This is a genomic window from Clostridioides sp. LIBA-7678 (assembly GCF_056716065.1).
On the sequence record NZ_CP196990.1, the window covers coordinates 47280 to 70050 of the forward strand.

Here is a 22771-nt window from a genome sequence, read left to right on the forward strand (position 1 = left end):
ACCTCGTGTTTCACGACCCCCTTACAATGTCTTGAAATTATATCATTTTGCTCTTTCATCTTTCACAAGGCAGCTATGAAACATCGCCCCCTTCACAGTTATTAAATATATATTTTAATTTTATTTAGTTTAGCGAACTTTTTCTTCTATCTTATCATCTGTCATATAAGCTCCATGTTTTTTTATTGTAGGTAATACTTCAGTTGTACCCATCTTTTGATTTTTTTAGCTTCTACCAATTTAGAACTTAAGATTAAACTATATAATCCACTTTCGTTAATAATTGTTAAAATTTGTTTTCCTCTAAGGGTGTCGCATTTCGCTACCCCCTTATCTTCTTCGTCTATATGCTTTTTTAAAGCATCTCTTGAATTGGAATACCCTAACATTTCAGCTACATCTTTTCCCACAAACCAAGGTTCTCCACTTTTTTCTAATACCCTAATTTCACCAAACTGCTCGTTTTTAAATATTTCTACTTTCATTTCATTTTTCATTGAAACATCTCCCTATTTTATTATTTGACTAGAGAGATTAGAATAATATTGATTCTACATACTAATTTCTCTAGAAATCATCTTATTATGTAGTTATTAATATTATCTTGAAATCTTTTTGTTCGAATATTTGTTAGTATCAACAAGCTTCACTAATCTCAATGATAGGTAATATCCCAATAGACTTTAATTTCTTATATATCATTAATCTTCCTTTTTGAGTCCACTTAATATCAGTCCTAATGTCAAAGTCTGTATATCCTTCAGCTTGATAATCTCCATATAATAGCCACTGTCCATCCTGTCTGAATTGTATTCTTAATTCTTGAAGCTTTTCATTCATATCATTACTACTCATACCATAGTCTTTTGCTATTTGAGATGTAGTTATTAATCCTTTATCTTTAAGTATCAAATCTGTATAATCAGTTTTTGACTTAAGCTCTCCTATTATTTGTTGTTGTTTATTATTAGTTTCTTCTAAGGCTATTCTTTTTGCTCTTTCTTCTTTTAAATCTGTAGCAAGTCTTATAATTATGTCTAGATTAGATAGTATTTCATCTTTTCTTTCTTTATTCATATAAACATTTCTCCTTTTTTAAATTCATTTTGCATTTTATTTAGTTGTTGATATTAATTAAAAAATATCATTAATATATTAACTCTCTATTTTTAAATAGTATCATACTTTTTTATATTTTACAATATATTTTTTAATTTTATTTATTTTAAGAAAATGTGTATATGAAATATCTTATTCTACTGGTACACCCAATCCATTCATTGTAGTTTTAAAACACTTAGGTACTCTCTCTTGTGCTTTAGCTTTACTCTCAGACATTATATTTGTTTGAGGTCTAAATTTAGGTTCTTCTCTCGTGCTACCATGAGTCCAAACACTACCACCTTCAAATCCATACATAGGGAAGAAATGACCACCTCTAAGAGAACTCCATCCTCCATTATCTTTTATCTCAGATGTAACAGAATTTGCAGTAATCTCAGCTATTTCAGAAGCATCTAATAAATCTCCTGTTCTTTCATAAATAGTTGGGATAAAACTTCCATAAGCCTGTTTAACTACCTCTTCTTTCATAATTTCCTTCATTTCTTCTCCAACTTCTGGCATAGATGCAGCAATCTTAACTTTAGTATAAGCAACTAACTCATCTAAAGACTTAAATACCATTTAATTCACTACCTTATCTTTGATATTATTCATTTTTTCAATTTCCTCAGTCTCTTTAAGTACTCTATCTTGTAACATTTCATTTTTTAACTGACCTAATTTAATCTCAGTATTCATTAGTAAGGATGCAGTTAACTCATTTTCTATTTGACCTATGTGATACATCACAGTTTCTAATTCACTAGATATATTACCATTTATCAAATCTTCTATTTCAATATTTAGTTCTATATTAGTCAACCTGTCAACCAACATTTTAAGAATATCTTCTTGAGACAATGCTAAATCTGGACTTTCCATACCAGCCCATATTTTATTTAATATCTCTTCCTTAGTTTTTTTATCTGGATTCCTAACCTCTATATACTCCTCTTTACCATTCTCATCTATGATTGGTATTATAGCTCTTACCTCATCTTGCATTAATCTATCAACTTGTATTTTACTCATATTTATCTCTCCCTTTTATTTTATTATTGGATATTTACACTTAATAGAAACTTTACAGTTCCCAGTAAATTTCAATATATTTACACCCTTTTTCAACTTTATCCATTTCCTATTAACTGTACTAAATCTATTTTTCCCATCGCTATTTAAAACAGTATAGTATAAATTATCTATTGTTATTTTTTCATTTAACTCTAATCCAGTTATGATTAAACTATCTTCTTCATTATCACTAATACTAGCATTTCTAATAGTTATATCTCCATTTTCCAAACATTCAACATCAATTACTGGGGCATATTCTTCATCTACATTAGATATATTATTTAGTTTAATTTCCCTTGTATCTTTGACAGTTATTGATTTTTGAAAATTTTTATATGCATAATTTGTGTATGGCTGGAACTCTATTTCTAGGATTCCATAACCTAAGTGATTGAATTTTTTAGTTATTTTTTTCATTTTAAAATAATAAATATTTTCTATATTATCTTCACTAATAAATTCTTTAAAATCTGAGGTTGTAAGCCATCTACATATATCTTCTAATATATAATCATTCCATACCTCTGGATTATTGTGTTCATCTACTAAACATATCATCACTGTAACAGTCTCTATATCATTTTCATCTAAAAAATAATATGGATTATTATTAAAAGTATTTTCAGATTTCAAAGGCTCACTATAAGACAATCCATAGTTATTCAAAATATCAGAATCCATAGTTACTAAAATCACACCATTATCTCTATTATATCTTCCATTAAAGTAAAAATTTTCTGAATTAAAAATAATACTCATCCTCCTCATTGTTATTTATAACAATACACCCATCAAATAATAACATCTTAGTTTTCAGCCTATCAGATATATTTGAATCAATTTTATTGTTGTTTTGTTCTATATTTTTATAATAAGAACTTCTTGAGATGCATAAAAACTCACATAAATGATTTATCGAAGGAAAGTTTATTTTTTTACCATTTGGAAATACCAATATTTTTTTGCTGGATTTGATTTCAGATGCTTGAGTGCTAGGATTATAATTACAGAGCCTTAATTCTGCTCCTATTTTCAAATATCTGCATATAGTGCTAATGTTTAAATTTAATATATGTCCTATTTTTTTAGTACTTCTAGTTCCATTATTCCATAGTTCCCATGCTTTAACACATAGACTATTCTGACTTTCTTCCCATGCTTTATTCCAATCTATATTACTTAAATCTAATATATTCCCTAGTGACTTAGTAATATTTTCTTTTAGCCAAGCCAACTCAGAATTTCTACAATCTATGACTATATATTTTTTTTCTTCTATTCCATTTTCTATAGCTAATTCTTTTTTAAATTTATCATTGATTTGTTCTTCTTTTAGACTTCTGACTTTATTTTTTACACCTTTTCTAAGCATTTGTTCATAATGTTGTTTACCATGTGTTTCAATTATTATATTTAATTTCTTTATATAAAAATCATATCTTATATTGTTTGTTATCCATAAAAAATTTAAATTCGATGGCTGTGTAATGAATTTTAAATTTAACTGATTTAATATACTAGACATAAATTTTTCTGGTACTGAAATACCATCTGAACAATATTCGCAATTATAATTATCTTTATTTGAGAACTTAGATAGAGTTTTTGGATTACTACTAATTTTATTGCATCTGGGACATTTGAGATAAAATCTTTTATTTGAATTGGCATAAATTAATTTAGGATTAACATTATTTTTATGCTCATCCATATATATTAAATTTGCTATATATTTATTTTTATATAGAATTGAATTTTCATATTTTTGACAACACTTTGGGCATCTTTGACCTGTATTTATAAAATTATTTGCATTTACTTCATATATGTTACCACAATACTTGTGTTTTATTTGTATAAAAGGATTATATACTATTTTTCCATTTGGTAATTTTTCTCCAGCTCTAAAACTTTTTATGTATTCATATTCCCCATCTTTTTCTACCTCATATCTATATCGGTATTCTATTTCTTCATATTTACATTTTTTACACTTAAACATCTTATCATATCTTATATTATGCCATTTTCTATTTTCTATAAGATTTCCACATTTACATCTCCAATTATGATTGTATTCTTTCCCAAAATAAACATTATCAATTAATTCTAAATACTTATTTATTAAATGGTTTACTTCTTGCTTACTCATTCCTTTTCTTATTTTTATATCTTTCAGCTCTATAAAAAATCACCTTCTTTCATTTTTTTAATTTCAAATGCGATTAAAATCAAATACAAAATTAAAAAAATAACCCCTACTCAATTAAGAGTAGGGTAATTCACTATTTCTTAGATTTAGTATCTTTTTCGTCTATTAGCTCAGCACCAAGCATAGAAGCCATTCTAATAGGGCTAACATCTTCATTTCCAACAAATGCAAATGTCACATATTCTTTATTTTCATCTGGTAAAACATCTAGTGTCATATTAAATCCAGATGGATTTTCAGCAGTAAGATTTAACTCTATACTTCTTTGTGCTTTAGCATTTGGAATAGTCATGTATAATACCATATATTCACCGTCAGCAGTTTTAGCCATAACATCTGCCTCTACTACATAGTTTGGAGCAGTAGATTCTTCTTTTATTTTTATAACTTTTGCTTTTGGTAACTCTTCTAAGTAAAATACCGCTACTTTATCACCTGCATTAAAATCAGCAGTAGATATTGTTATCTCCGTATTAGAACCTGTTACAGTTGAAGTAAATTGTAATTTCTTAACTAAAGATATACCATCTTTTTCAACACTATATACAGATATACTATTAGTGACTGGTTTTACATTTTCTAAAGTAACTTTCTTAGTACCATCAGAAGTTAATAATTTTCTTTTACCAACCTTAGCAGATTCTTCAACCATATCAGAAGCTAATAACATTGCCAGTTGTGGCATTTGTATTACCTCTTGTTCGAGCGATAAACTACAAGTCACGCTGCCATCAAAGGCAATGGCATTTGCACCTTTAGCTTTTGCATATACACTTTCTGAATCCAATTTAAAGTTAAACGCATTTAAATCAGCTGTATAGAAAAGTGGTTCTCCAGTTGTTTTATTTTTTACTATTATATTACTTGCATCTTTTATCGCAAATCTCATTATTTAATCATCCTCTCATTTTTACATAAAAATAACACTGCTATTTAACAGTGCTAGTTTGTATTTTTATTTCTTTAGACCAATGTTTCATTTTATCTGTATCAATTTGATACTTAAAAGACCATGCATAACCTAAATTTTCATCATAGTTTTTAAATTGTATCTTTGTTTTATAAGTATTTATAAGTTGCCAATATGTCATATTTAATATTTCATTTATAGAAATATACCCATCAATATTTTGAACTACATTTATATAATCACACAGATGATAAGCTTCCTTTTCTTTTCTTTTTCTTTCTTTCTCTTTGAAGCGTTCGATTAACTGCTTTTCTCTTTCAGAGCCAGTATTTTCAACCCACTTGTCTTCATCATCTTTAAATAAATTCTTTTTATCAATACAAAACATCTCTAAAATCAAATCTAATACTAATTCAAAGTCTTCTCTGCTTATAAAAGCATTTTTCTTCTTATCATCAAATTTAATTAAAATACCAGTTTTAATATTATTCATATACTCAATATTTTTAATATTAGTTTTATATAATATAGATAAAGATTTTTTTATCTTGTCACTAAGTAATTCAACTTTCTCAGAAGAGTCTTTTTTTGATGTCAATATCATTAAATCCAAGATGGGTATGGTGTCATATTTGCACCTTAATTCAAATGATTCCTCATTACATAGTTGAGAATAGCTCTTTTCGAGTATTAAAAAAGGATTTACTATTTCTAAATTAGCCATATTTAATTCAATAAGTTCTCTAATAGTTGGTTGATATACAGTTCCTAGTGTTTCACTTAATTTTATCGGAAGTCCTGTCACATAATAATTTTCTAACATTACATATCACCAAAGCTTTCAGCAGACACAGTTATTATAAAACCATTGTAATCTGTACTTAAATTGTACATTTGGTATGTATCTTCTAATTTAATTTTACCTATACCAGCTATTTCTTTATTTTCAGTTATTGTATTAACAATGCAATCTACCAGTGCGACATCTCTTAAACCATTTATTGTATCTTGACATTCATCGTGGCAGACAATACCAATTTCTATCTTTGTTTTTTTAACTGTTCTACTTGCTTCAGAACAACGTCTATATTCTTTTAACATAATATAAACTGAAACATCTGCTTCTTTTAAAACTTTTTCTACTCTTCTATTAAAAAATACTTTCTTGTTTCTAAGCTTTTTAACTGGATTTTTTATATCAGGCATGGATAAAATATCTTTTTGGGATTCATCATTATAAATCATAAATTTAGCGAAATCTTGATTTGACATCAGAGTTGTTCCTATATTGCTTATCATTTTGTTAGGGAAAGCCATATAAGCTAATAATATCTACCCCCTTAGTGTTATCTTTTTAGTATCTATAGTTTCATTTGTTTCTTTGTCTTTTGCTAATAATAAAATTTCTAGTCCAGAGTATTTAGCCAATACACCACTCTGTAACGTGCATGTTTTCTCATTTTGATTAATTATATTACAAAATCTATACTGCTTGTCTAAGAGCCACTCAACGTCTCTCATATAGTCTATAGTGTATTCATTTTCTTCTCCTAAGTTTATAAATTCATCACCTATTATTTTGTCAAAAGGTATAATTACATTGTCATTTTCAGATAAGTCATTCCAAGCAATATTATTTATTGTATCGTCTTTTGAAATTAAAGCATCCTGTAGACATATAGCTTTTATAAGTCCATCTGCTCCTGTTTCTCTGCCATTGTACTCGAAATCATTAATTGATGTAACTCTAAAAACAGTCTTATTAGTTAGCATTATTCTAGTATCAATGTCTATAGTCTTTGTTATAGGATTACTACCATAATAAAGTTGCCTTTTAGTGTCAGATACAGATGTGTATTTATTATCTGCCATACCATCTGAATACAAAGTTAAGTTCTCTACTGAAATTGGAATCTTATATGATTGACCTTTATACTTATAATTAAAGAATTGATTACATCTTTTTATTATAAAATGCTTATATGTATCCATTTCTTTATGTTCTTTAAATACTGTCAACCAATAACAATTATCATAAAAAAGATAACAACCTACATCTACATTCAAATCTGATTCAACTAATAGATTTTTTTCATCTAGAGACCTTTTATCATTATTAGTTATATCATTAATTGCAACTACAGCTCTTTTAGTATCTTCTGTTATATAAACTTCATCTATATCAGTTATTGGTACTTCAATACAAGTTGGTGTTTCTTTTAAGTATTTCTTAAAACTTAATCTCAGTTGTAATATTCTTTTTTCTTTAGGAGTTGAACATCCAAGACCAATTCTTTTTTTATAATTACTAATATAACTATTCAATTTTATCCCAACCTTTAAACCCTTTATATACATATCTTGTCTTATATTTGGCAAGTTGTTCTCTAATTTGAACTTCTAATAAACAAAGTTTTGCTAACATATTAGCACCAGATTTGGTATTATAATCTGAATCAGTTAACATCTGTTTTAAGTTTTCTTCTCTAAGAATCTTAGGTTGAAGCCACCAAATCATCATTCCATAAGCTAATATAATTATTTCATCTAAATCAAGGTCTGAAATTATTTCTCCTAGATATTTATTCTTAAATAAAATTTCTTCCTCTGTTTCTGTTTCAAAGGTTATTACACAATTTTCTTCTTTAAATTCTATAGTATAATCTTTATTTATTTCATATTCTTTATTTGTATTATTTCCTATTAGTTTTATTTCTGCATATTTATTATTATGTTCAATAATAAATTCTGATTGGCAAATTGGAATTGTAATACATGATTCTTCTTGTCCTATTATAGATAAATCTTTTTTACATTCAAAAAAATCAAATGTAGCCTTTTGAAGATATGAATACATCATTTCCTCAATTATTTCTTCTTCAAGTAATAACATCTCTTCATCATTTATTAGAGAAAGAAATTGTTTGTATATTTCTTTTATGGGAGTAGCCATAACATCACCTTCCTTTTATAAGATAGGTGATGTTATACATCACCTTAATCCTCAAATAAATTTTGTAAACCTAACCTAGTAGCTATTAAATGCTCTTTATAACGAGAATCAAACTTACCCTTTTTATACAATTCGATTACTCTTGAACCTAAACACTCTATTAAACCATAATTGGCTTTTTCAACTATATTCACAAATCTATCATTATCTAGTTTTAATAATATATAATTTATGTAATCTAAGTCATACTCATCTAAATACTCATATATGTCTTTCAAATTTAAATATTCTAATATATCTTCAATTGTATAGTCATCACTATCAACATCAACTATAGTTATAAGATAGTTTTCAAAATATCCTCTATGTTTATTTGATATTTCATATAAATCAGATAACAATATAAATGTTTTTTCTCCAACTTTATTCATTTCAAATATTATTCTTTCATCTTTATCTCTATAAAGAACAGTGCCAGTATCTAAATTCATTATTTCAACTTCTATTTCATCTTTTAGTTTTCTTAACTCACTTCTTAATTGTTTGTAGCTCTTTCTTGAACTTTTCTTTTTTAATATTTCAGTTTCGTTAATTTGTTCAACTCCATTTAAAACATCTTTTTTTACTTTTCCAGCCATTTATAATCTCCCTTCTAAACAATACTATTGTATTTTATACATACCAAACTTAGAAGCTACAACAACAGCTAAATGCATTTTTCTTGACATGAACATCTCTATTTGTTGGTCATCTCTACCTGTTCCATCAGTACTTTCTATTATTAATGTATCGCCTTCAAATCCTAGTTTGATTATCTTTTCATCATTTGGTATAACATATAAAATATTATTACTTAATGCCCACTTATCTCTTTCAACATCATAATAGTTAGGCAATTCTATTACTGGTGTCCCACTGAAATTTTTAACATAACCAAAATTTCTCTTGTCATCTTTATCTAAGTCAGCCCCAACACCTTCTATATTACCAACTGCTTCTGGAGTCCCATATATAGCCACGGATTGTCCAGTAGCTCCTTTTACTTTATTAACTATTTTCTTCAAGTCTTTATCTGAATACGCAGCACTAGTTTTTAAATTAGTATGTACAGATGTATAAGCTCCTTCCATAGTAGATGCTATTGCTTCTGCTATATGATGCTGGAATGTAGCTGATACTCTATCTACCATCTCAGACCAGTCTATTCTTCCAGTTATAAATCTATCGAATTCTTCATATATTGCTATTGCTAATTTAAATGCAGATGTAGGAACTTTTTTCTCTAATAGTCTTTGTCTTCTTGTGCTGTTCTTACCTTCAGCTATATTTGCTATTCTTAATAAATCAGTATTTTTAACTGTAAATTCTTTCTTATTGCCTAAATCAAAGTTTTCTACATCACAAAAATCTGAAAATGCTTCTTCAGTTAATCTATTTACTTTATCAGTTATTGTTTCAGATAATATTTGAAATATCTTATACTTATTTTCAAAGAATGTATATTGCCCCCACTTACCTCCACATATATCTATTATTTCTTTTCTCAATGCATCCTCACACTGAGCATAATTTTTTACTTTTTTATTTAATATATCATTTGATAAATCTTTTAATGCTATTATATCTATAGCCATCTTTTTTCCACCTTCCATTAGTCATTTTTTGCATAAAAAAAAAGAACTGTCTCCAATTCTCCTATTTGTTATTACATAAAAGATATGTATACTGAATCTTGTCCATTAAAGTTATATAATTCTTCAACTCTTGCAACTACTACCCCAGTAGTTTTTTTTGTCAACTTATATGTATCCGTCTTAAGTTCTAATTCGTCACCAACAGCTACTACACCATCAAAATGTTTTTTAGCTAATGTCATACATAATCCTCTATGAGGTAACCTAACTCTATCTATTTCATTTGCTTTTAATTCATAATCTCTTTCATCTAATCTTTCATCATATTGAAGTGCAACACTATCTAAAATTCCAAATCTGCATCCTTCTGATAATTTTTCTATTTTATAACAGTCATTTCCTAATTCTGAATCTACTAAGCCACCTAACGCAACTATTGCACCATTTTCTAAAACATCACTGCCATTTTTTGCTGTTACAACATCTGGATATTTATCTATATCACAATTTAATATCGCTTTATCTGCCATTTTTATATCTCCTTTTTTATTTTTTCATAAAAATAAACACTACTTATTTGAGTGTTTTTTCAATATTTGTTCATATGATTTTGTATTTTTATTTTCATCTTCTAATGTAGATGAATAATTTATTTTTGCTTCTTCAACTATAAGTCCCTTGTCAGAATTAAATTTCTTTGTGTTTTCTTTTAACTTAGCATAATCAAGTAAACTTAACTCTTTTCTTAGCTCCTCTAAAGATAACTCTTTGTTTATAGCTGATTCTTTAAAAGTCTTAACCTCATCCTCCGTTAAAGAATTAAACTCTGAGATAACATTAGAAATTTTTTCTTTATATTCTTCCATTTCTTTATCGGCTTTAAATTCTCTTAAGTTTTCCAGTTCTTCATTTAAATTTTTTATTTCAGTCTCTTTTTCATTAAATTTCTCAAGGACTAAATCTTTTAAAGTATCCTCTTTAGAAAAAATTTCTATAACTTCTCCTTCTTTTTTCTCTCTCCATTCTTCTATATATGATTTTCTGTTTTCATAATCTAAAACAACATCATCTCCATCTATAGAATATGGTATACCATAATAGTCACAATAATTTATATTATCTTCTAATATAGCTATTTTTTCTTCAGGTAGAATAGTTCTTAAATAATATTCTCTAGTTGTGTATTTACCTCCCCAGTAAGGGTCTTCAACCTCAACCATCTTATTTTTTAATTGACTATTAATAGAAATTCTTATATTTTCTGTTGATAGTCCATAGTTCTTATTTGTACTCAATATATCTTCCTCCTTTCCTTCAAACGAATACATTTCTTTGCAAATATCATAAATTGCTTTTTTATATTTTGAAAAATTACTATATGTATTTATAGATGCCCCTTCAATTCCAGGTACAACATCATCTCCTAAAATAGTAATTCCTAAAAAACTAAACTTTTTAATATTATAATAACCATCAGCTTTATCAACTTCTCCATCTTCAACTGCTATTTCCATACTTACACTTTTTGACTTTGACTCTGTCAATAATTGATATGCTGAATTAGAATAATGTTTCCATATAAGCCCTGTACAGTTTAGATATGTCTTTCCATCTTCTTCTGTATAAGTTATTTCAGTATTATTTGGAATAACTCCAAGTGGTCTTTCTAAGAATTTATACTCTATAGAATAACCATCATTATCCTTTACAACTTTAGTTATCATATTATGCTCATCAAAATCTACTGCATTTTCTTCATCATCATATTTTATATATCCAAGTATTGGTATATCTGATAAAGTTGATTCTGCTTCATTTATAGTTGGTAAATCAAACTTAGTTTTATTTAAATTTTTGCCTTCATGTAAAATTTTTAGTTTTACATTTAATTTTCTATCATCTTCTTCATTAGAAAATGTCTCAAATCCACATGGAATACTAACTACTTTCAACCTTTCACCTCCTTAAATAAACATTACATCGCTAAAACTTATATCTTTAAAATCTTCCTTCTCAAAATTAAGTATTTCAGTAGGTTTATTTTCAAATAAATAAACTGATTCTTTACCATACTTATTTTCATTAATAAAAGTAAAGCCTTTTTTAATTAATTCGTCTTTTTTATCGCTTGTAAATGCAATAATAAATCGTTCATTATTTATTCTCATCTTTTCTATCTGATTTATTTCCATTTGTATCACCATCACCTTTGTCTTCATTAGTAGGTCTTCCAGCGTCAGCATTTGAATATGTATATGAAGCTTGTTTTACTGGTAATAAATCATCTATTTCCATTAGTTGTTCTGCTTTATATAAATTAGCAATTTCGATTGGTTCTTTTCCAGTACTAGCTAAATATACTAACCTACTATCTCCTACACTATTTATATTTTCTCTAAGTTGTTGTGATATCTTAGATTGGTTAAAATGAGTTGTCCCAACAAAGTAAAGTTGAAATGCTTTAGATGAGTTCTTTTTATTTAGTTCATAATTTATCCATGTTTCTATCTCATTTTGAATCCTCATAGGTATTAAACTATCTGCTATAACACCATCTGCAATTGATTCTGTATTTATTTTGTCTGAGTTAAAAAGAGCTGTATTGATTCCAGCATTATCAAATATAAATTCTTTTGCTTCTTTAACATAATCATTAATTTTTGATTTTCCATCACTTAGATTAATCCCTTCCATATCTAGTGGGGTTACTGCTACAGATGTCCCTGCTGGTAAATTAGATTTTATATCATGGTAGTACGCACTTAATAAATCAAAGGAAACTAATGGTTCATCATTTTTACCATAAGGTACTTTTCCATGTATTAACTTAATACTTTCAATAATTGCATTAGAACCTTTTAAATCTTTCATATCTTCAAGCTCTAAAATATCATCAAATAAAAAGCTAAAAAATGGTACTCCTTTTGTCGAATCAATATCTATATTAAATGCTACAGCATTATCACTTAATTCATAGTATTTGTTTTCTATTAAGTCTTCTTTTTTTAATCTTCCATCATTTAATTTTTTATATGCTTCTTGAACTTCTACTGGAAATGCTGATAAAGTCTTTCTATTTATTTTTCGTAAATCAATACCATACCTTAATACCCCATTTACTTTAGATGTTGTTGTGCAATAAGAAGCTGGTATTTGTTGCATCATTATACATTTTGAATCTTCAATTTTATATAGATATATTTCTCCTTGTTCTAATACTTTTTCAGTTATCCAAGGACAAATATGTTTAAGTTGATATTTTTTTAGAAGAGTTGCTGATTTAAAAAAAGAATTGATATAATCATTTTTATCTTTAAATTTAGAAATGTTTGCTGGTATTATATAATGGTCAAATGTATTCATGGTTGAAATCATATTTAGAATTCTCTTATATGTACCTGATGTTTCTTTGAGTAAAAGGCTAACCTTTTGTAGTAATTCTACATTTTTGTAAGGGTCTGTCATAGCTTTTCTTACTTGGTCTCTACTTATATTTCTTATCTTGTACATTTCATTTGACAGATTTATAGTATTTTCTATCATTGCATAATTTCTTTGTCTTAGTTGCTCATTTAAGTACTTTATTTGGTCTAAAGTATAATCTTTTTTATCTCCTTTGAGTTCTATTATGGTTTCCACCTCCTGACCAGAATGAAATTATTTGTCCATTTTCTTTACTATTTCTCTTTTTTAATTCTATATCCAGTAAATTTGCTAGATAATTTCCATATGCTAAAGAAGAATATCTGTCTTTTCGTGCTTTTCCTTTTTCTTTAACTTTAAGCCACTTTTGACCATCATTTTTAACAGTTTCTAAGTTAATTAATTCGTTTACAAGTAGCGTAGTTTGTTTATATGGCAATATCATTCTTGCTTGGTCTATATAATTTTTCTTTGCATACCCAGATGTACTACTTAACATATCATTTGCTTCTACATCATTTATAGGTAATTTTATTCTATTTTTCAGGAAAACATCCAGTAAACCAATTATACAATCATGATTTATTTGTCCATATGCTTTAATTTCAAATATAACTGGATAATTCTCTTTTGTAATAAAATTATTATGTAAATGATTTGTATTTGCATGAGAAAATGCATTGTATTCCTTATTTCTGGCATCATCATAATTAACTCTAAGTAAATCAGATAAAACACTCTGTCCTACTCCTTGAGTATCTACAACTAAGAAATCAGCTTCAAAATCAAAGAATAATTGTTTTAATCTTATTGCTTGTTTATCTGGTTTCATACCATTATGAGATTCTATATGAACAACCATTCTTTCATAATAATCTTTCTCAGGCAACAATCTCCAACATGTATATACTGAGTTATCATTGTTATCTCCTTCTGCAATGGCAATGTCAGCAGAAATTATTCTTAACTCGCCTTTCCTTTTTTGTAAATTACACTTAATCTTCCCATTTTTAGCAGACAACACTTCCAAATCCGTTGGAGGATAAAATGGATTTTTCAATGTCCTACATGGATTTACATAAGATGATTTAAATATCGCATCTTCATTTTCTCCAAAGAAAAGTGATTCCATCTCCATAATCCAAGAAACAGCATCCATTTCTCTTTTCATTTCATCTGCTCTTTCTTTATCTAATATCCCATGATAAAGAGAAAGTTTATAATTACAATTAAGTACAAATTTATCTCTACCATCTATCATATCTTTCACATACAATTTAAATTTGTCATATGCTTCATGCATTCTAAACCATGCACTACTTAAATACAATTCTTTATTAGGTTCTGGAGGATAATCTTCATATTTCCCATCTTTTTTGAATTTTAGATTTCTACTTACATTTAAAAATGGTTTAAGAATTCTATCTTGTATTTCTTTTTTTACTAATCTAAATTCATCCACTATAAGTATATTAAAACGGAATCCTCTCGATTGCTCATTTGAGACTATTGCTTCTATAGTGCTTCCATTGTGAAATGTAACTTTGGAGAATTTATTGTTATATTCTATTTTTTTTATTTCTCTGGCCAACATAGGAGATTGTTTTACTAACTCTTTCTCTATTTTCTCCCTTATAATAAGCTCTGCCTGTGATTTAGTAAATGCAGCTATACCAATTTTAGAATTTGGATATAAAACGGCTCTACAACATGCATATACAGCAGCAATCCAGCTCTTTGCAAATCCTCTAGCACATATAAGCATTGCATAATTACATTTATCAAACATATATATAAGAATAATTTGAACTAAATATAAATTAAGGCCAAAATAATCAATACAAAATCTATGTGGATTTTCTCTATAGAACTTAGTCCATTCAATTATTCCTTCTTCAAAAGCTTTACTTTTATCTAAATTAATTTCGTTATTATTTAATTTTCTAGTCTTGGTCATCATTTGGATTATCCTCACTAGCTAAATCAAACACTTTTCTCATTTGTCCTATAAACCATTTATCAATATATGTTTTTATTTTATCTACATCTTTAAATTGTTCTGAAGACTCTCCTATTGGTCTATAATTCTCTATTTTGTCAACCCATGTACCCCATGTAATAGTCTCATTTTCTGCCAAATTGGCTTCTTGAATAGGTTTTATATTTGCATCATTCGTAAGTTTTGATATTAAGGTATTCATTTTCTCAAACCCTGTAATATCACTATTTCTTAGTGACTCATTACTCTTCAATAAACATTTAGAAATTTGTTCAAACAACATTTTTTCAGCAGGTCTTTTACATTGATATGCCATAGAAAACTCATTAAATTTACTCTCTAAGAACATATAATCTTCTTTTTTTAGCCCCGGCCCCCATCTTTCAACCATCTCATTATTTGTTTCTATTTTATTTAATTTACAATCAGAATCAATATCATCTTCAATTGAATTTTTTGAATTAATGTTATCGAGACTTGATTTACTTGCATATCTGGCATTTGCTTTAGTCTTCATGTACCCGCCTAACCATTTAGATTTTCCTTTAGTTTCCTTATTGACACATGAATTATACAAATCTTCATCATAGTAAACATCTAACATTATAAATAATCTCTTTGCTGCTATTTTTTTATCCCCAGCATACTTGTAAACTAATTCATCATACAATTCTTCAACACAATTCTTACACATAGGGAAAGTACTCAAGCTCTTATGTAATTTACTAGAGCTGCTATAGAAATCTCTTGCTGCTGACTTTTCTTCTCCACAACAAGAACATTTAATCTTACCTTTTCTAGCTATTTTTATCACTCTCCTTTTGAGATGAAAAAAGAGAGGTCAGCATGAAACTGACCTCTGAAGGGAGATTGAATTTAGCCCCATTAAAGGACTAATACAATACCATAATGATAGAATATTATCGTATTAGTCCTTTAATAATTAGCTCTATTTAAGCTTAATATTATAAGTACATAATCTTCCATCATCATTGAATATCATAAATTTCTGCATTGCATATGAGCTTAATCTTAGATTCTTAGCATATGTATCAGTTCCAGAAAAACTTCCATTTACACATATTTCACTTTCTCCATACGTATCTTCTTTACAATTGTGTAGATGAGCCATAAAAATAAAATCAGGAATGATTTTTATAAGAGATGTTAATTTAGGAATTGCAGTAGACACATTATCTTTATCTCCATGCACAGCAAAACATGTATTTCCACATATTTTAGTTACTATAATGTCAGTGTCATATATGTTTTCTTGAAAAATAACATTGTCCATACTTTTAATTCTTAACTCTATATATTTGTTTATTAATAAATTGAAACTGTCTTTATCTAAATTTTCATCTTTCTTTGGAAGAACTCTGTCATGATTACCTCCAACTGAATAAATTATAATTTGCTTAAGTTCTTTAGATAATTTATATATAAATTCACTTAATATCTCAGAGATTTCTATTATTTGTTCAACTACATTTTCCCTGTTCTCTAATCTTATTGAATTATGTATATGCCCAGAGATTAAATCTCCAAGTAACATTAGATGCAGTCTCTTAACCTTATGTAACTTACTATATTCAATTACTCTATCTGATAAATATTGTATTCTTAACTTAAATATTTCTGAATTATATTTATTAAAAGCATTTATTGTTTCTAAACCATAATGTGCATCAGAAATAAGAATAAGAGCTTCTTGATTTGAAGATTCATAGTTATTGTAACTAGAATCGCTTAGAAATGGTTTATGAAGTGATATATCATCTATTTTATTTTTAAATAAATCAATTATATTATCTATTCTTGAATATTCTCTTATCTTTTTATTTACCAAAGACCTTTCATCAGATAATTGTACTTTAATTTTTTTCAACTCTAATATTTTTTCATCTATTAAATCAATTTCTTCTTGGGTAGAATTATTTTGTATTTTAGAATTAAGATAATCAAAAGCCTCTTTCAAACCATACGAAACTTTTCTGCAATGGTCAGCAGAGCATTCTAGGCCTAACAATTCAACTATCTCTCCCCAGTCTAAATCTATCTCTTTATTAACTTTTGCTAATCGTATTCTAAAGCTATAATCAATTAATGATTCATTTTCTTTTTGTTTTAATATATCTTTCATATTCAATATCTCCCTATTTTTCAACTAAATCTCATTATCAATATATTAATAAAAAATAAATAGTCCAATGTTAATTTATTGGACTATTGTTTCACTAAATCTTATTGTTATATTTAAATCTGTATCACCAGTATACTTATCCAAAACATCACTAAGTAATACTTCATGGTCTCCATCTTTCAGATGTTCTATAATTTTATATGTATTATTTTCTTGTTTTATTATTTCACATTTTTCTAATACTGTTCCTTTATTATTTTTCATGTACCCTCACCTTTTTTATAATTTTGTTAACTCTACTGGGAATATATTTATTTGCAAATTAGGCAGCCTTGTAGCTAACAATAGCTAATATAAGTTAACGCATTTAGCATTTATCAAGGATTTTCTATAACTTTTTTATTTTATTTTTACTATTTTAATAATTTAATCTTTTATCCTTGAGATTTTATATTTGAATTTTTAACTTTAAGCTTTATATCTATTGTTCTCTTTTATACAGTACAATCGTTTCGTTTGTATGTACCCATCACTTTTATATAAGTAGTTTGATTTTTAACCCAAAATCAATGGGAACTTATAATTTATGTTATTCACCTAACCTGCAAATTAAAAAAATAGTCCAATTAAGGACTATTTTAAATCTACATCTATAATTGTAAGTGCATTTGATGTACTCAATGCAAAATCAACTTCTTTTTCAAATTCTTCTATTTCATCCCTTAACTTTTCTATTTTCTCTCTTACTTTTAAAGGGTCTACTAAAGACCATTCCTGTTGTTTTTTATAAAATGAAATAAGTTCTGCTCCATCTTTGCTTTTTTCCTTTTCCTCAAACATTTTGTCTGTATTTCTTTGCACTTCTTCATTTCTACGATTTACTTCAGACATCATACAATCATAGTTACTAACCATTTGTCTCAACAAGGATTTATCTAATTCTATACTATTCTTTCTTTTTATTGCTTCTAAAACTGTATAATTTTTATTACCAATTTGAACATTTGTTATAGCATTAGAAATATTAATTGCTTTATCTAATGCATTATAATTATATATTAAATCTTCTATTTGCTGGTATTTACTTGAAACTTCTGCATTAAAATCTTCTACACTTGTTTTTGTTTCATATACATTTTTATCAGAGCCTTTTTTAGTACCAACAATTTTAAAATTACTAATGCATCTATCTATCTTATCTTCTAATAACTTCTTTTCTGCTAAAGCCTTGTGTACATTATATTTAACCATGAAACCATCTCCCTTTAATTAAAATATTTTCTTAATCTTTTATTGGAAGAGAGGAAGGGATTCGAACCCTCACATCAATTATAAATTGACCTAATAGTTTAGCAAACTATCCTCTTTACCACTTGAGTACCTCTCCATATTTGGCAGGAGTAAAAGGATTCGAACCTTTATAGCATATATTTGCACAGTTTTGGAGACTGCTACTTTACCAATTAAGCTATACTCCTAAATACATAAAAAAGGAGTAAACACTCCACATTGAATCATACTCCTTCTTAAACACTGATTATTATGTTGTCCACTAATATTGTGTACATTCGTCACATGAAGTAGCTTTTAATCTATATGTATTAAATTATAATAATAAATCCGAAAGCTTTAGCTGAGGATAACAACTGAACGGAGTGAAGGCGTTAGTAATAGCTACCGCATCACTAGCGTTCTTTGGTATCACTTCGGCTAAAGCCTTGTGATTTATTATTATAATTATAAAATATAATCTACTTATCGCATATTTTATACCTAGTAATTCTTTTACTATTTAATTTTCCTCTAGTTTTTTCAATTTTATAATTACATTCTTTTAGATACTTAATAAATTTATTAGCAGACATTACTCTTCTTTTATTATCTTTTAACTCATATGTATTGATGATATTTTCCAATTCATATTTAAATAACCATTTATTTAAAAAATCATCTTGTATAACTAATCCTTCTTCTAATAATTTATTTTGTTTCTTTATTTTTTCTTTACCTATTGCTGCATCTATATCAGCACAACCTTTACATTGTCCATTATTCCAATAATGTAATTGTAATTTTACTTCATAGTCCAATGCATCCTTTTCATTTTCAAAATATTTTATAATATCAACATTATAATTATTATCATTACTCTTTACTATGTTGTCCCATTTTTCATTTCTGATTTGATTATAAATTCTGTCTCCAATTCCTTTTCCAATATAAAAGACATTTTCTTTACCATTATGATCTATAATGTAATGTTTATAAACATAATATTTATCCTTTTCAAAATATTGTAAATTCATAATATTCACCTTTAATAATATTTCTTTCAAAAAAATCCGATGACCTGCATATTGATATATATATTTATATAAGTATGCGAGTCATCGGAAAAATTAATATGAGTTGTATTTTACTAGTTTATTATTAATATCACTATTATTATTTCTATACCTAAAAGCTTTAACAATTATATCTAATAACTCTTTATTTTTCATAACATTAGTTCTATACTCTGTCTTATGTATTTGATATAACTTAACTAATCCTATTTCTCTTGCAAATTCATTAAATGCTATATATTTATCTTTCTGAGTTACATTTAATTCATGTTTATTATGTTTCACCATATTTACTACTCTATTATAATTTTCTCTATCTTTTAAAAATGGTGTATTTGCTATAATTCTACATGCATTTAGATAATCTTCATATAAACTGTTATCAACTATGATATTGTCTTTTCTTTTAAAGTTTATATTTTTATCTGCTACCAGTCTCACCTGATATCTAAAATTATCTAATTCTTTATCTTGATTTACTCTATTTTTACAATTTTCTTTATGTGGTATTAATTCACTTTTAATACTTAAGACATCTATATCTTTAAATGTAGCATATGTAACTGTTTTAGATAGATTAGAAGGCATAAAGATATTATTTTTAATTAATTTATTTTTATATCTTGATATGGTACTTTTGTCTATTCCCACTATATTTGCAATTTGATTCGATGACAATACACTAATATTTCCTTTTATATCTTGCATACTTAAAATTATAGCCATATAATATAATAATTTATCTATATCTACTTTACTATCAAATTTCCAAACATTATAAGAAATTTGTTTAAAAATATCATATGCTATATATTCACTGTCTTTTATTTCTTTTTTATAAAACTTTCTTTTTTTGCCTTTTCCATGATAAGAAATATTATTTTTTTCTAATTTGGTAATACATTTTTTAAAATCTTTATATAATGTATTTTCACTAACACATATTATCTTACTTACTTCTTTTATACCTATTTCCTCTATAGTCTCACCCTCTCTTTCTTAATAAAAAGAAAAAGAAAGACTTACTGCTATCTCACGACATGTGCTTTCTTTTTATTTAAAAATGGAGATTAATGGAATCGAACCATTAATAATCTCCTGTATCTCCACAATGATAAGTCTAAGTAAGACTTATCTATTTTATTTTGAATTTTATTTAGTTTATAATTATTTTAATATCATATGTTCTTTTACAAAAGAAGTTATAAATTTAACTGTTGGTTTAGTACTGGCTGGTACAATATATTTTTCTCCTTCTTTTCCTGGTAAAGTATGTGTTTTTTCACATGCTTCTATTTCTTTTCTTCCTATTTTTAGAAATCCACTTATAGTAGCGTCTTCACCTGATTTAAATATATCTACAACTAGTTCTTTAAATGCATCTAATACTACATCTACTTCTTTTTGTTTTAGCTCTAATCCTTCTTCCTTTAGTTTCTCTTGAAATAATTTTACATACTCATTTTTTCTCATTTTCAATCTCTCCTCGACTTTATTATACATTTTATTTATTTGTAGTAGTATTAATTACCACTACATATATTAATGTCTTTTCCAGCCGATTTTATACCCTGTTTTGCAAACCATCTTATCTACAAGCTTTACACATAGGCATATATCCCTTTTTACCATTCTTATCAAACCTTTGTATTAGTTTAACTTCTCCGCATTTATTACATTTTTTATATTTTCCTTTTACTAAATAAACATAGTAATATTCATCTTCATATATCTCAGTATATTTATCTATAAATTTATTTACTATTCTATCAATATGTAAATTTACATTTTTTTGTGCTATACCTAGTTGTTTTGCTATTTCATTTTGAGTAACTCCCTTCTCCCATGATGATAATATAATTTTTTGTGTATCAGTTAATTCTATTTTATTTAATATATCTTGCTTACTTAATGCTATTTCATCTATTAAGTTTTCATTATAAGGAACTTGTAGCAATGCTTTTACATGTACTGGGTCAAACAAATCTATCAAATCACAATCCATAATATTATTACCACTATCTTTTAATGGAGCTTTCCATACTATATTTTTTTCTTTCTGAATTTTAACTTGTAACATATCATCTTGAATTTTTGGTAATTGATTAATTATAAATTTATAAACATCTCCACCTTTTTTTATCTTAAGCTCTTTAATATCCAAATTTATATTTTTAGCTAATCTCTCCCTATGTTCTTTATTTTCTTTTAATTCTAATAAGTATTTCTTATACTCATAATAATCTTCTATCTCAGAATATTTCTTTCTATCTTTTTTAGTTATTTTTAGGTCTGGAGCTAGTTTGAAATTCTTTTGATTTTTTAATATTTTTATTGGTTTCCCATTAGAGCTTTCACTATCTCCAACATCATACTCTACTATGTCCCCATGTTTTCGTATTTTTTTTTCTTGTTGTTCACTTCTTTTGAACTCTGTGAAAGTATTATATACCTTTATATTCTCTTTCTTTTCTTTCTTCTCTTCTTTTGCTAGTAAATATGTACCTGCTGCTTCTAAAAAATGACTTATATTGGTATTAGACCACAACGTGTCAGATGTGTTTAGATTAGCTTTGCAAATTCCAATATCAAATATCTCCTGCCAAAATTTATCATCACTAAATTTAACTCCTTTTACATCTTTTAAGTTTAATAATTCATCAATAAGCTTTTTTCTCTCTTCTAATGTCTTTACTTTGTGATTTAATTTATACTTATAATTCCAAATACTTTTTTTATCTATACTTCCTCTAAATTCTACTCTTTTTAATGCCATTTTTCTTCCCTTTCATCACCTTTATGTATATCACATTTTCTACCTAGATATAAACATTCAGGACATTGATATTTGTCTTTTATCCCTATAATATCCCATTCATTTAAAAAATCATTATAGTCCTCTCTCAGATTTTCTTTTTTCTTTTTTTTCATTTGATAACCCTTTCATATACTTATATTTTTTATTCTTTTT

General features: G+C 26.6%; 26 protein-coding genes, 2 tRNA genes and 1 pseudogene. All 29 read right to left on the minus strand.

The genetic code is table 11. The annotated features are described in order from the left end of the window. Positions 1–144 precede the first annotated feature (144 nt). Positions 145–485: pseudogene (locus tag ACTG46_RS21385) on the minus strand (BRO-N domain-containing protein); the annotation flags it as partial. Positions 486–636: 151 nt separating this feature from the next. Further along, complete coding sequence (locus ACTG46_RS21390; RefSeq protein ID WP_479924344.1) at positions 637–1077, minus strand: phage antirepressor KilAC domain-containing protein; 441 nt, start codon at positions 1075–1077, stop codon at positions 637–639. 174 nt (positions 1078–1251) lie between these two features. Beyond that, positions 1252–1686 carry a hypothetical protein gene (locus ACTG46_RS21395; protein ID WP_479924345.1) on the minus strand — a complete coding sequence of 145 codons (435 nt, stop codon included), beginning with the start codon at positions 1684–1686 and terminating at the stop codon, positions 1252–1254. After that, entirely contained in the window at positions 1687–2136 is a 450-nt protein-coding gene (locus tag ACTG46_RS21400; RefSeq protein ID WP_479924346.1) for a hypothetical protein, read from the minus strand. A gap of 15 nt (positions 2137–2151) precedes the next feature. Further along, entirely contained in the window at positions 2152–2940 is a 789-nt protein-coding gene (locus tag ACTG46_RS21405) for a phage tail domain-containing protein (protein ID WP_479924347.1), read from the minus strand. After that, a complete protein-coding gene (locus tag ACTG46_RS21410) occupies positions 2924–4333 on the minus strand; it encodes a hypothetical protein (RefSeq protein WP_479924348.1) in 1410 nt (469 codons plus the stop codon). Before ACTG46_RS21410 ends, ACTG46_RS21405 begins: the two co-directional genes overlap by 17 nt. A gap of 133 nt (positions 4334–4466) precedes the next feature. Continuing rightward, the gene (locus tag ACTG46_RS21415) at positions 4467–5282 is read right to left on the minus strand and encodes a hypothetical protein (RefSeq protein WP_479924349.1); all 816 of its coding nucleotides are present in this window, start codon (positions 5280–5282) and stop codon (positions 4467–4469) included. Positions 5283–5322: 40 nt separating this feature from the next. Continuing rightward, entirely contained in the window at positions 5323–6126 is an 804-nt protein-coding gene (locus tag ACTG46_RS21420) for a hypothetical protein (protein ID WP_479924350.1), read from the minus strand. Continuing rightward, positions 6126–6575: a hypothetical protein gene (locus ACTG46_RS21425; RefSeq protein ID WP_479924351.1), complete on the minus strand. Its 450-nt coding sequence runs from the start codon at positions 6573–6575 to the stop codon at positions 6126–6128. Before ACTG46_RS21425 ends, ACTG46_RS21420 begins: the two co-directional genes overlap by 1 nt. Before the next feature lie 60 nt (positions 6576–6635). Then, positions 6636–7628, minus strand: coding sequence for a hypothetical protein (locus tag ACTG46_RS21430; RefSeq protein WP_479924352.1), 993 nt, complete (start codon positions 7626–7628; stop codon positions 6636–6638). Next, on the minus strand, positions 7621–8256 hold the full coding sequence (locus ACTG46_RS21435) for a hypothetical protein (RefSeq protein WP_284182581.1): 636 nt from the start codon (positions 8254–8256) through the stop codon (positions 7621–7623). Before ACTG46_RS21435 ends, ACTG46_RS21430 begins: the two co-directional genes overlap by 8 nt. Positions 8257–8300: 44 nt before the next feature. Next, positions 8301–8894: a hypothetical protein gene (locus ACTG46_RS21440; protein ID WP_284182582.1), complete on the minus strand. Its 594-nt coding sequence runs from the start codon at positions 8892–8894 to the stop codon at positions 8301–8303. A 24-nt stretch (positions 8895–8918) separates the two neighbouring features. Further along, entirely contained in the window at positions 8919–9890 is a 972-nt protein-coding gene (locus ACTG46_RS21445) for a hypothetical protein (RefSeq protein ID WP_284182583.1), read from the minus strand. Between the two features lie 71 nt (positions 9891–9961). After that, the gene (locus ACTG46_RS21450; RefSeq protein WP_479924353.1) at positions 9962–10420 is read right to left on the minus strand and encodes a hypothetical protein; all 459 of its coding nucleotides are present in this window, start codon (positions 10418–10420) and stop codon (positions 9962–9964) included. A gap of 39 nt (positions 10421–10459) precedes the next feature. After that, positions 10460–11842 (minus strand): hypothetical protein, encoded by a 1383-nt coding sequence (locus tag ACTG46_RS21455; protein WP_479924354.1) that lies wholly within the window; start codon positions 11840–11842, stop codon positions 10460–10462. 12 nt (positions 11843–11854) lie between these two features. Beyond that, the gene (locus ACTG46_RS21460; protein WP_479924355.1) at positions 11855–12082 is read right to left on the minus strand and encodes a hypothetical protein; all 228 of its coding nucleotides are present in this window, start codon (positions 12080–12082) and stop codon (positions 11855–11857) included. Beyond that, entirely contained in the window at positions 12045–13529 is a 1485-nt protein-coding gene (locus ACTG46_RS21465; protein ID WP_479924356.1) for a hypothetical protein, read from the minus strand. Before ACTG46_RS21465 ends, ACTG46_RS21460 begins: the two co-directional genes overlap by 38 nt. Beyond that, entirely contained in the window at positions 13498–15273 is a 1776-nt protein-coding gene (locus ACTG46_RS21470) for a terminase large subunit domain-containing protein (protein WP_284182588.1), read from the minus strand. Before ACTG46_RS21470 ends, ACTG46_RS21465 begins: the two co-directional genes overlap by 32 nt. Beyond that, on the minus strand, positions 15257–16126 hold the full coding sequence (locus ACTG46_RS21475) for a hypothetical protein (RefSeq protein ID WP_479924357.1): 870 nt from the start codon (positions 16124–16126) through the stop codon (positions 15257–15259). Before ACTG46_RS21475 ends, ACTG46_RS21470 begins: the two co-directional genes overlap by 17 nt. Before the next feature lie 135 nt (positions 16127–16261). Continuing rightward, positions 16262–17455: a metallophosphoesterase gene (locus ACTG46_RS21480; protein ID WP_479924358.1), complete on the minus strand. Its 1194-nt coding sequence runs from the start codon at positions 17453–17455 to the stop codon at positions 16262–16264. Positions 17456–17530: 75 nt separating this feature from the next. Next, positions 17531–17719 (minus strand): hypothetical protein, encoded by a 189-nt coding sequence (locus ACTG46_RS21485; RefSeq protein ID WP_479924359.1) that lies wholly within the window; start codon positions 17717–17719, stop codon positions 17531–17533. 369 nt (positions 17720–18088) lie between these two features. Further along, on the minus strand, positions 18089–18706 hold the full coding sequence (locus ACTG46_RS21490; protein WP_479924360.1) for a hypothetical protein: 618 nt from the start codon (positions 18704–18706) through the stop codon (positions 18089–18091). A gap of 43 nt (positions 18707–18749) precedes the next feature. Next, a tRNA-Ser gene (locus tag ACTG46_RS21495) sits at positions 18750–18842 on the minus strand. A 5-nt stretch (positions 18843–18847) separates the two neighbouring features. Beyond that, positions 18848–18933: transfer RNA gene (locus ACTG46_RS21500), tRNA-Trp, on the minus strand. A gap of 273 nt (positions 18934–19206) precedes the next feature. Then, positions 19207–19761, minus strand: a complete 555-nt coding sequence (locus tag ACTG46_RS21505; RefSeq protein WP_284182593.1) for a hypothetical protein — start codon at positions 19759–19761, stop codon at positions 19207–19209. 93 nt (positions 19762–19854) lie between these two features. Beyond that, positions 19855–20526: a CII family transcriptional regulator gene (locus ACTG46_RS21510; protein WP_479924361.1), complete on the minus strand. Its 672-nt coding sequence runs from the start codon at positions 20524–20526 to the stop codon at positions 19855–19857. Positions 20527–20967: 441 nt separating this feature from the next. Then, positions 20968–21273 (minus strand): HU family DNA-binding protein, encoded by a 306-nt coding sequence (locus ACTG46_RS21515; RefSeq protein WP_479924362.1) that lies wholly within the window; start codon positions 21271–21273, stop codon positions 20968–20970. A gap of 115 nt (positions 21274–21388) precedes the next feature. Beyond that, positions 21389–22576, minus strand: a complete 1188-nt coding sequence (locus tag ACTG46_RS21520; protein WP_479924363.1) for a LuxR C-terminal-related transcriptional regulator — start codon at positions 22574–22576, stop codon at positions 21389–21391. Next, complete coding sequence (locus ACTG46_RS21525; protein WP_243193625.1) at positions 22567–22731, minus strand: hypothetical protein; 165 nt, start codon at positions 22729–22731, stop codon at positions 22567–22569. The genes ACTG46_RS21520 and ACTG46_RS21525 overlap by 10 nt, the downstream gene beginning before the upstream one ends. Positions 22732–22771: the final 40 nt, after the last annotated feature.

Coding starts and splice junctions, on each gene's coding strand:
- ACTG46_RS21485 (WP_479924359.1), bottom strand. CDS start 17,719: ATGAAAAATAATAAAGGAACAGTATTAGAAAAATGTGAAATAATAAAA.
- ACTG46_RS21410 (WP_479924348.1), bottom strand. CDS start 4,333: ATGAGTAAGCAAGAAGTAAACCATTTAATAAATAAGTATTTAGAATTA.
- ACTG46_RS21460 (WP_479924355.1), bottom strand. CDS start 12,082: ATGGAAATAAATCAGATAGAAAAGATGAGAATAAATAATGAACGATTT.
- ACTG46_RS21445 (WP_284182583.1), bottom strand. CDS start 9,890: ATGGCTATAGATATAATAGCATTAAAAGATTTATCAAATGATATATTA.
- ACTG46_RS21450 (WP_479924353.1), bottom strand. CDS start 10,420: ATGGCAGATAAAGCGATATTAAATTGTGATATAGATAAATATCCAGAT.
- ACTG46_RS21515 (WP_479924362.1), bottom strand. CDS start 21,273: ATGAGAAAAAATGAGTATGTAAAATTATTTCAAGAGAAACTAAAGGAA.
- ACTG46_RS21525 (WP_243193625.1), bottom strand. CDS start 22,731: ATGAAAAAAAAGAAAAAAGAAAATCTGAGAGAGGACTATAATGATTTT.
- ACTG46_RS21425 (WP_479924351.1), bottom strand. CDS start 6,575: ATGTCAAATCAAGATTTCGCTAAATTTATGATTTATAATGATGAATCC.
- ACTG46_RS21440 (WP_284182582.1), bottom strand. CDS start 8,894: ATGGCTGGAAAAGTAAAAAAAGATGTTTTAAATGGAGTTGAACAAATT.
- ACTG46_RS21505 (WP_284182593.1), bottom strand. CDS start 19,761: ATGAATTTACAATATTTTGAAAAGGATAAATATTATGTTTATAAACAT.
- ACTG46_RS21480 (WP_479924358.1), bottom strand. CDS start 17,455: ATGAAAGATATATTAAAACAAAAAGAAAATGAATCATTAATTGATTAT.
- ACTG46_RS21395 (WP_479924345.1), bottom strand. CDS start 1,686: ATGGTATTTAAGTCTTTAGATGAGTTAGTTGCTTATACTAAAGTTAAG.
- ACTG46_RS21420 (WP_479924350.1), bottom strand. CDS start 6,126: ATGTTAGAAAATTATTATGTGACAGGACTTCCGATAAAATTAAGTGAA.
- ACTG46_RS21435 (WP_284182581.1), bottom strand. CDS start 8,256: ATGGCTACTCCCATAAAAGAAATATACAAACAATTTCTTTCTCTAATA.
- ACTG46_RS21490 (WP_479924360.1), bottom strand. CDS start 18,706: ATGGTTAAATATAATGTACACAAGGCTTTAGCAGAAAAGAAGTTATTA.
- ACTG46_RS21405 (WP_479924347.1), bottom strand. CDS start 2,940: ATGAGTATTATTTTTAATTCAGAAAATTTTTACTTTAATGGAAGATAT.
- ACTG46_RS21510 (WP_479924361.1), bottom strand. CDS start 20,526: ATGGCTATAATTTTAAGTATGCAAGATATAAAAGGAAATATTAGTGTA.
- ACTG46_RS21400 (WP_479924346.1), bottom strand. CDS start 2,136: ATGAGTAAAATACAAGTTGATAGATTAATGCAAGATGAGGTAAGAGCT.
- ACTG46_RS21390 (WP_479924344.1), bottom strand. CDS start 1,077: ATGAATAAAGAAAGAAAAGATGAAATACTATCTAATCTAGACATAATT.
- ACTG46_RS21470 (WP_284182588.1), bottom strand. CDS start 15,273: ATGATGACCAAGACTAGAAAATTAAATAATAACGAAATTAATTTAGAT.
- ACTG46_RS21415 (WP_479924349.1), bottom strand. CDS start 5,282: ATGAGATTTGCGATAAAAGATGCAAGTAATATAATAGTAAAAAATAAA.
- ACTG46_RS21520 (WP_479924363.1), bottom strand. CDS start 22,576: ATGGCATTAAAAAGAGTAGAATTTAGAGGAAGTATAGATAAAAAAAGT.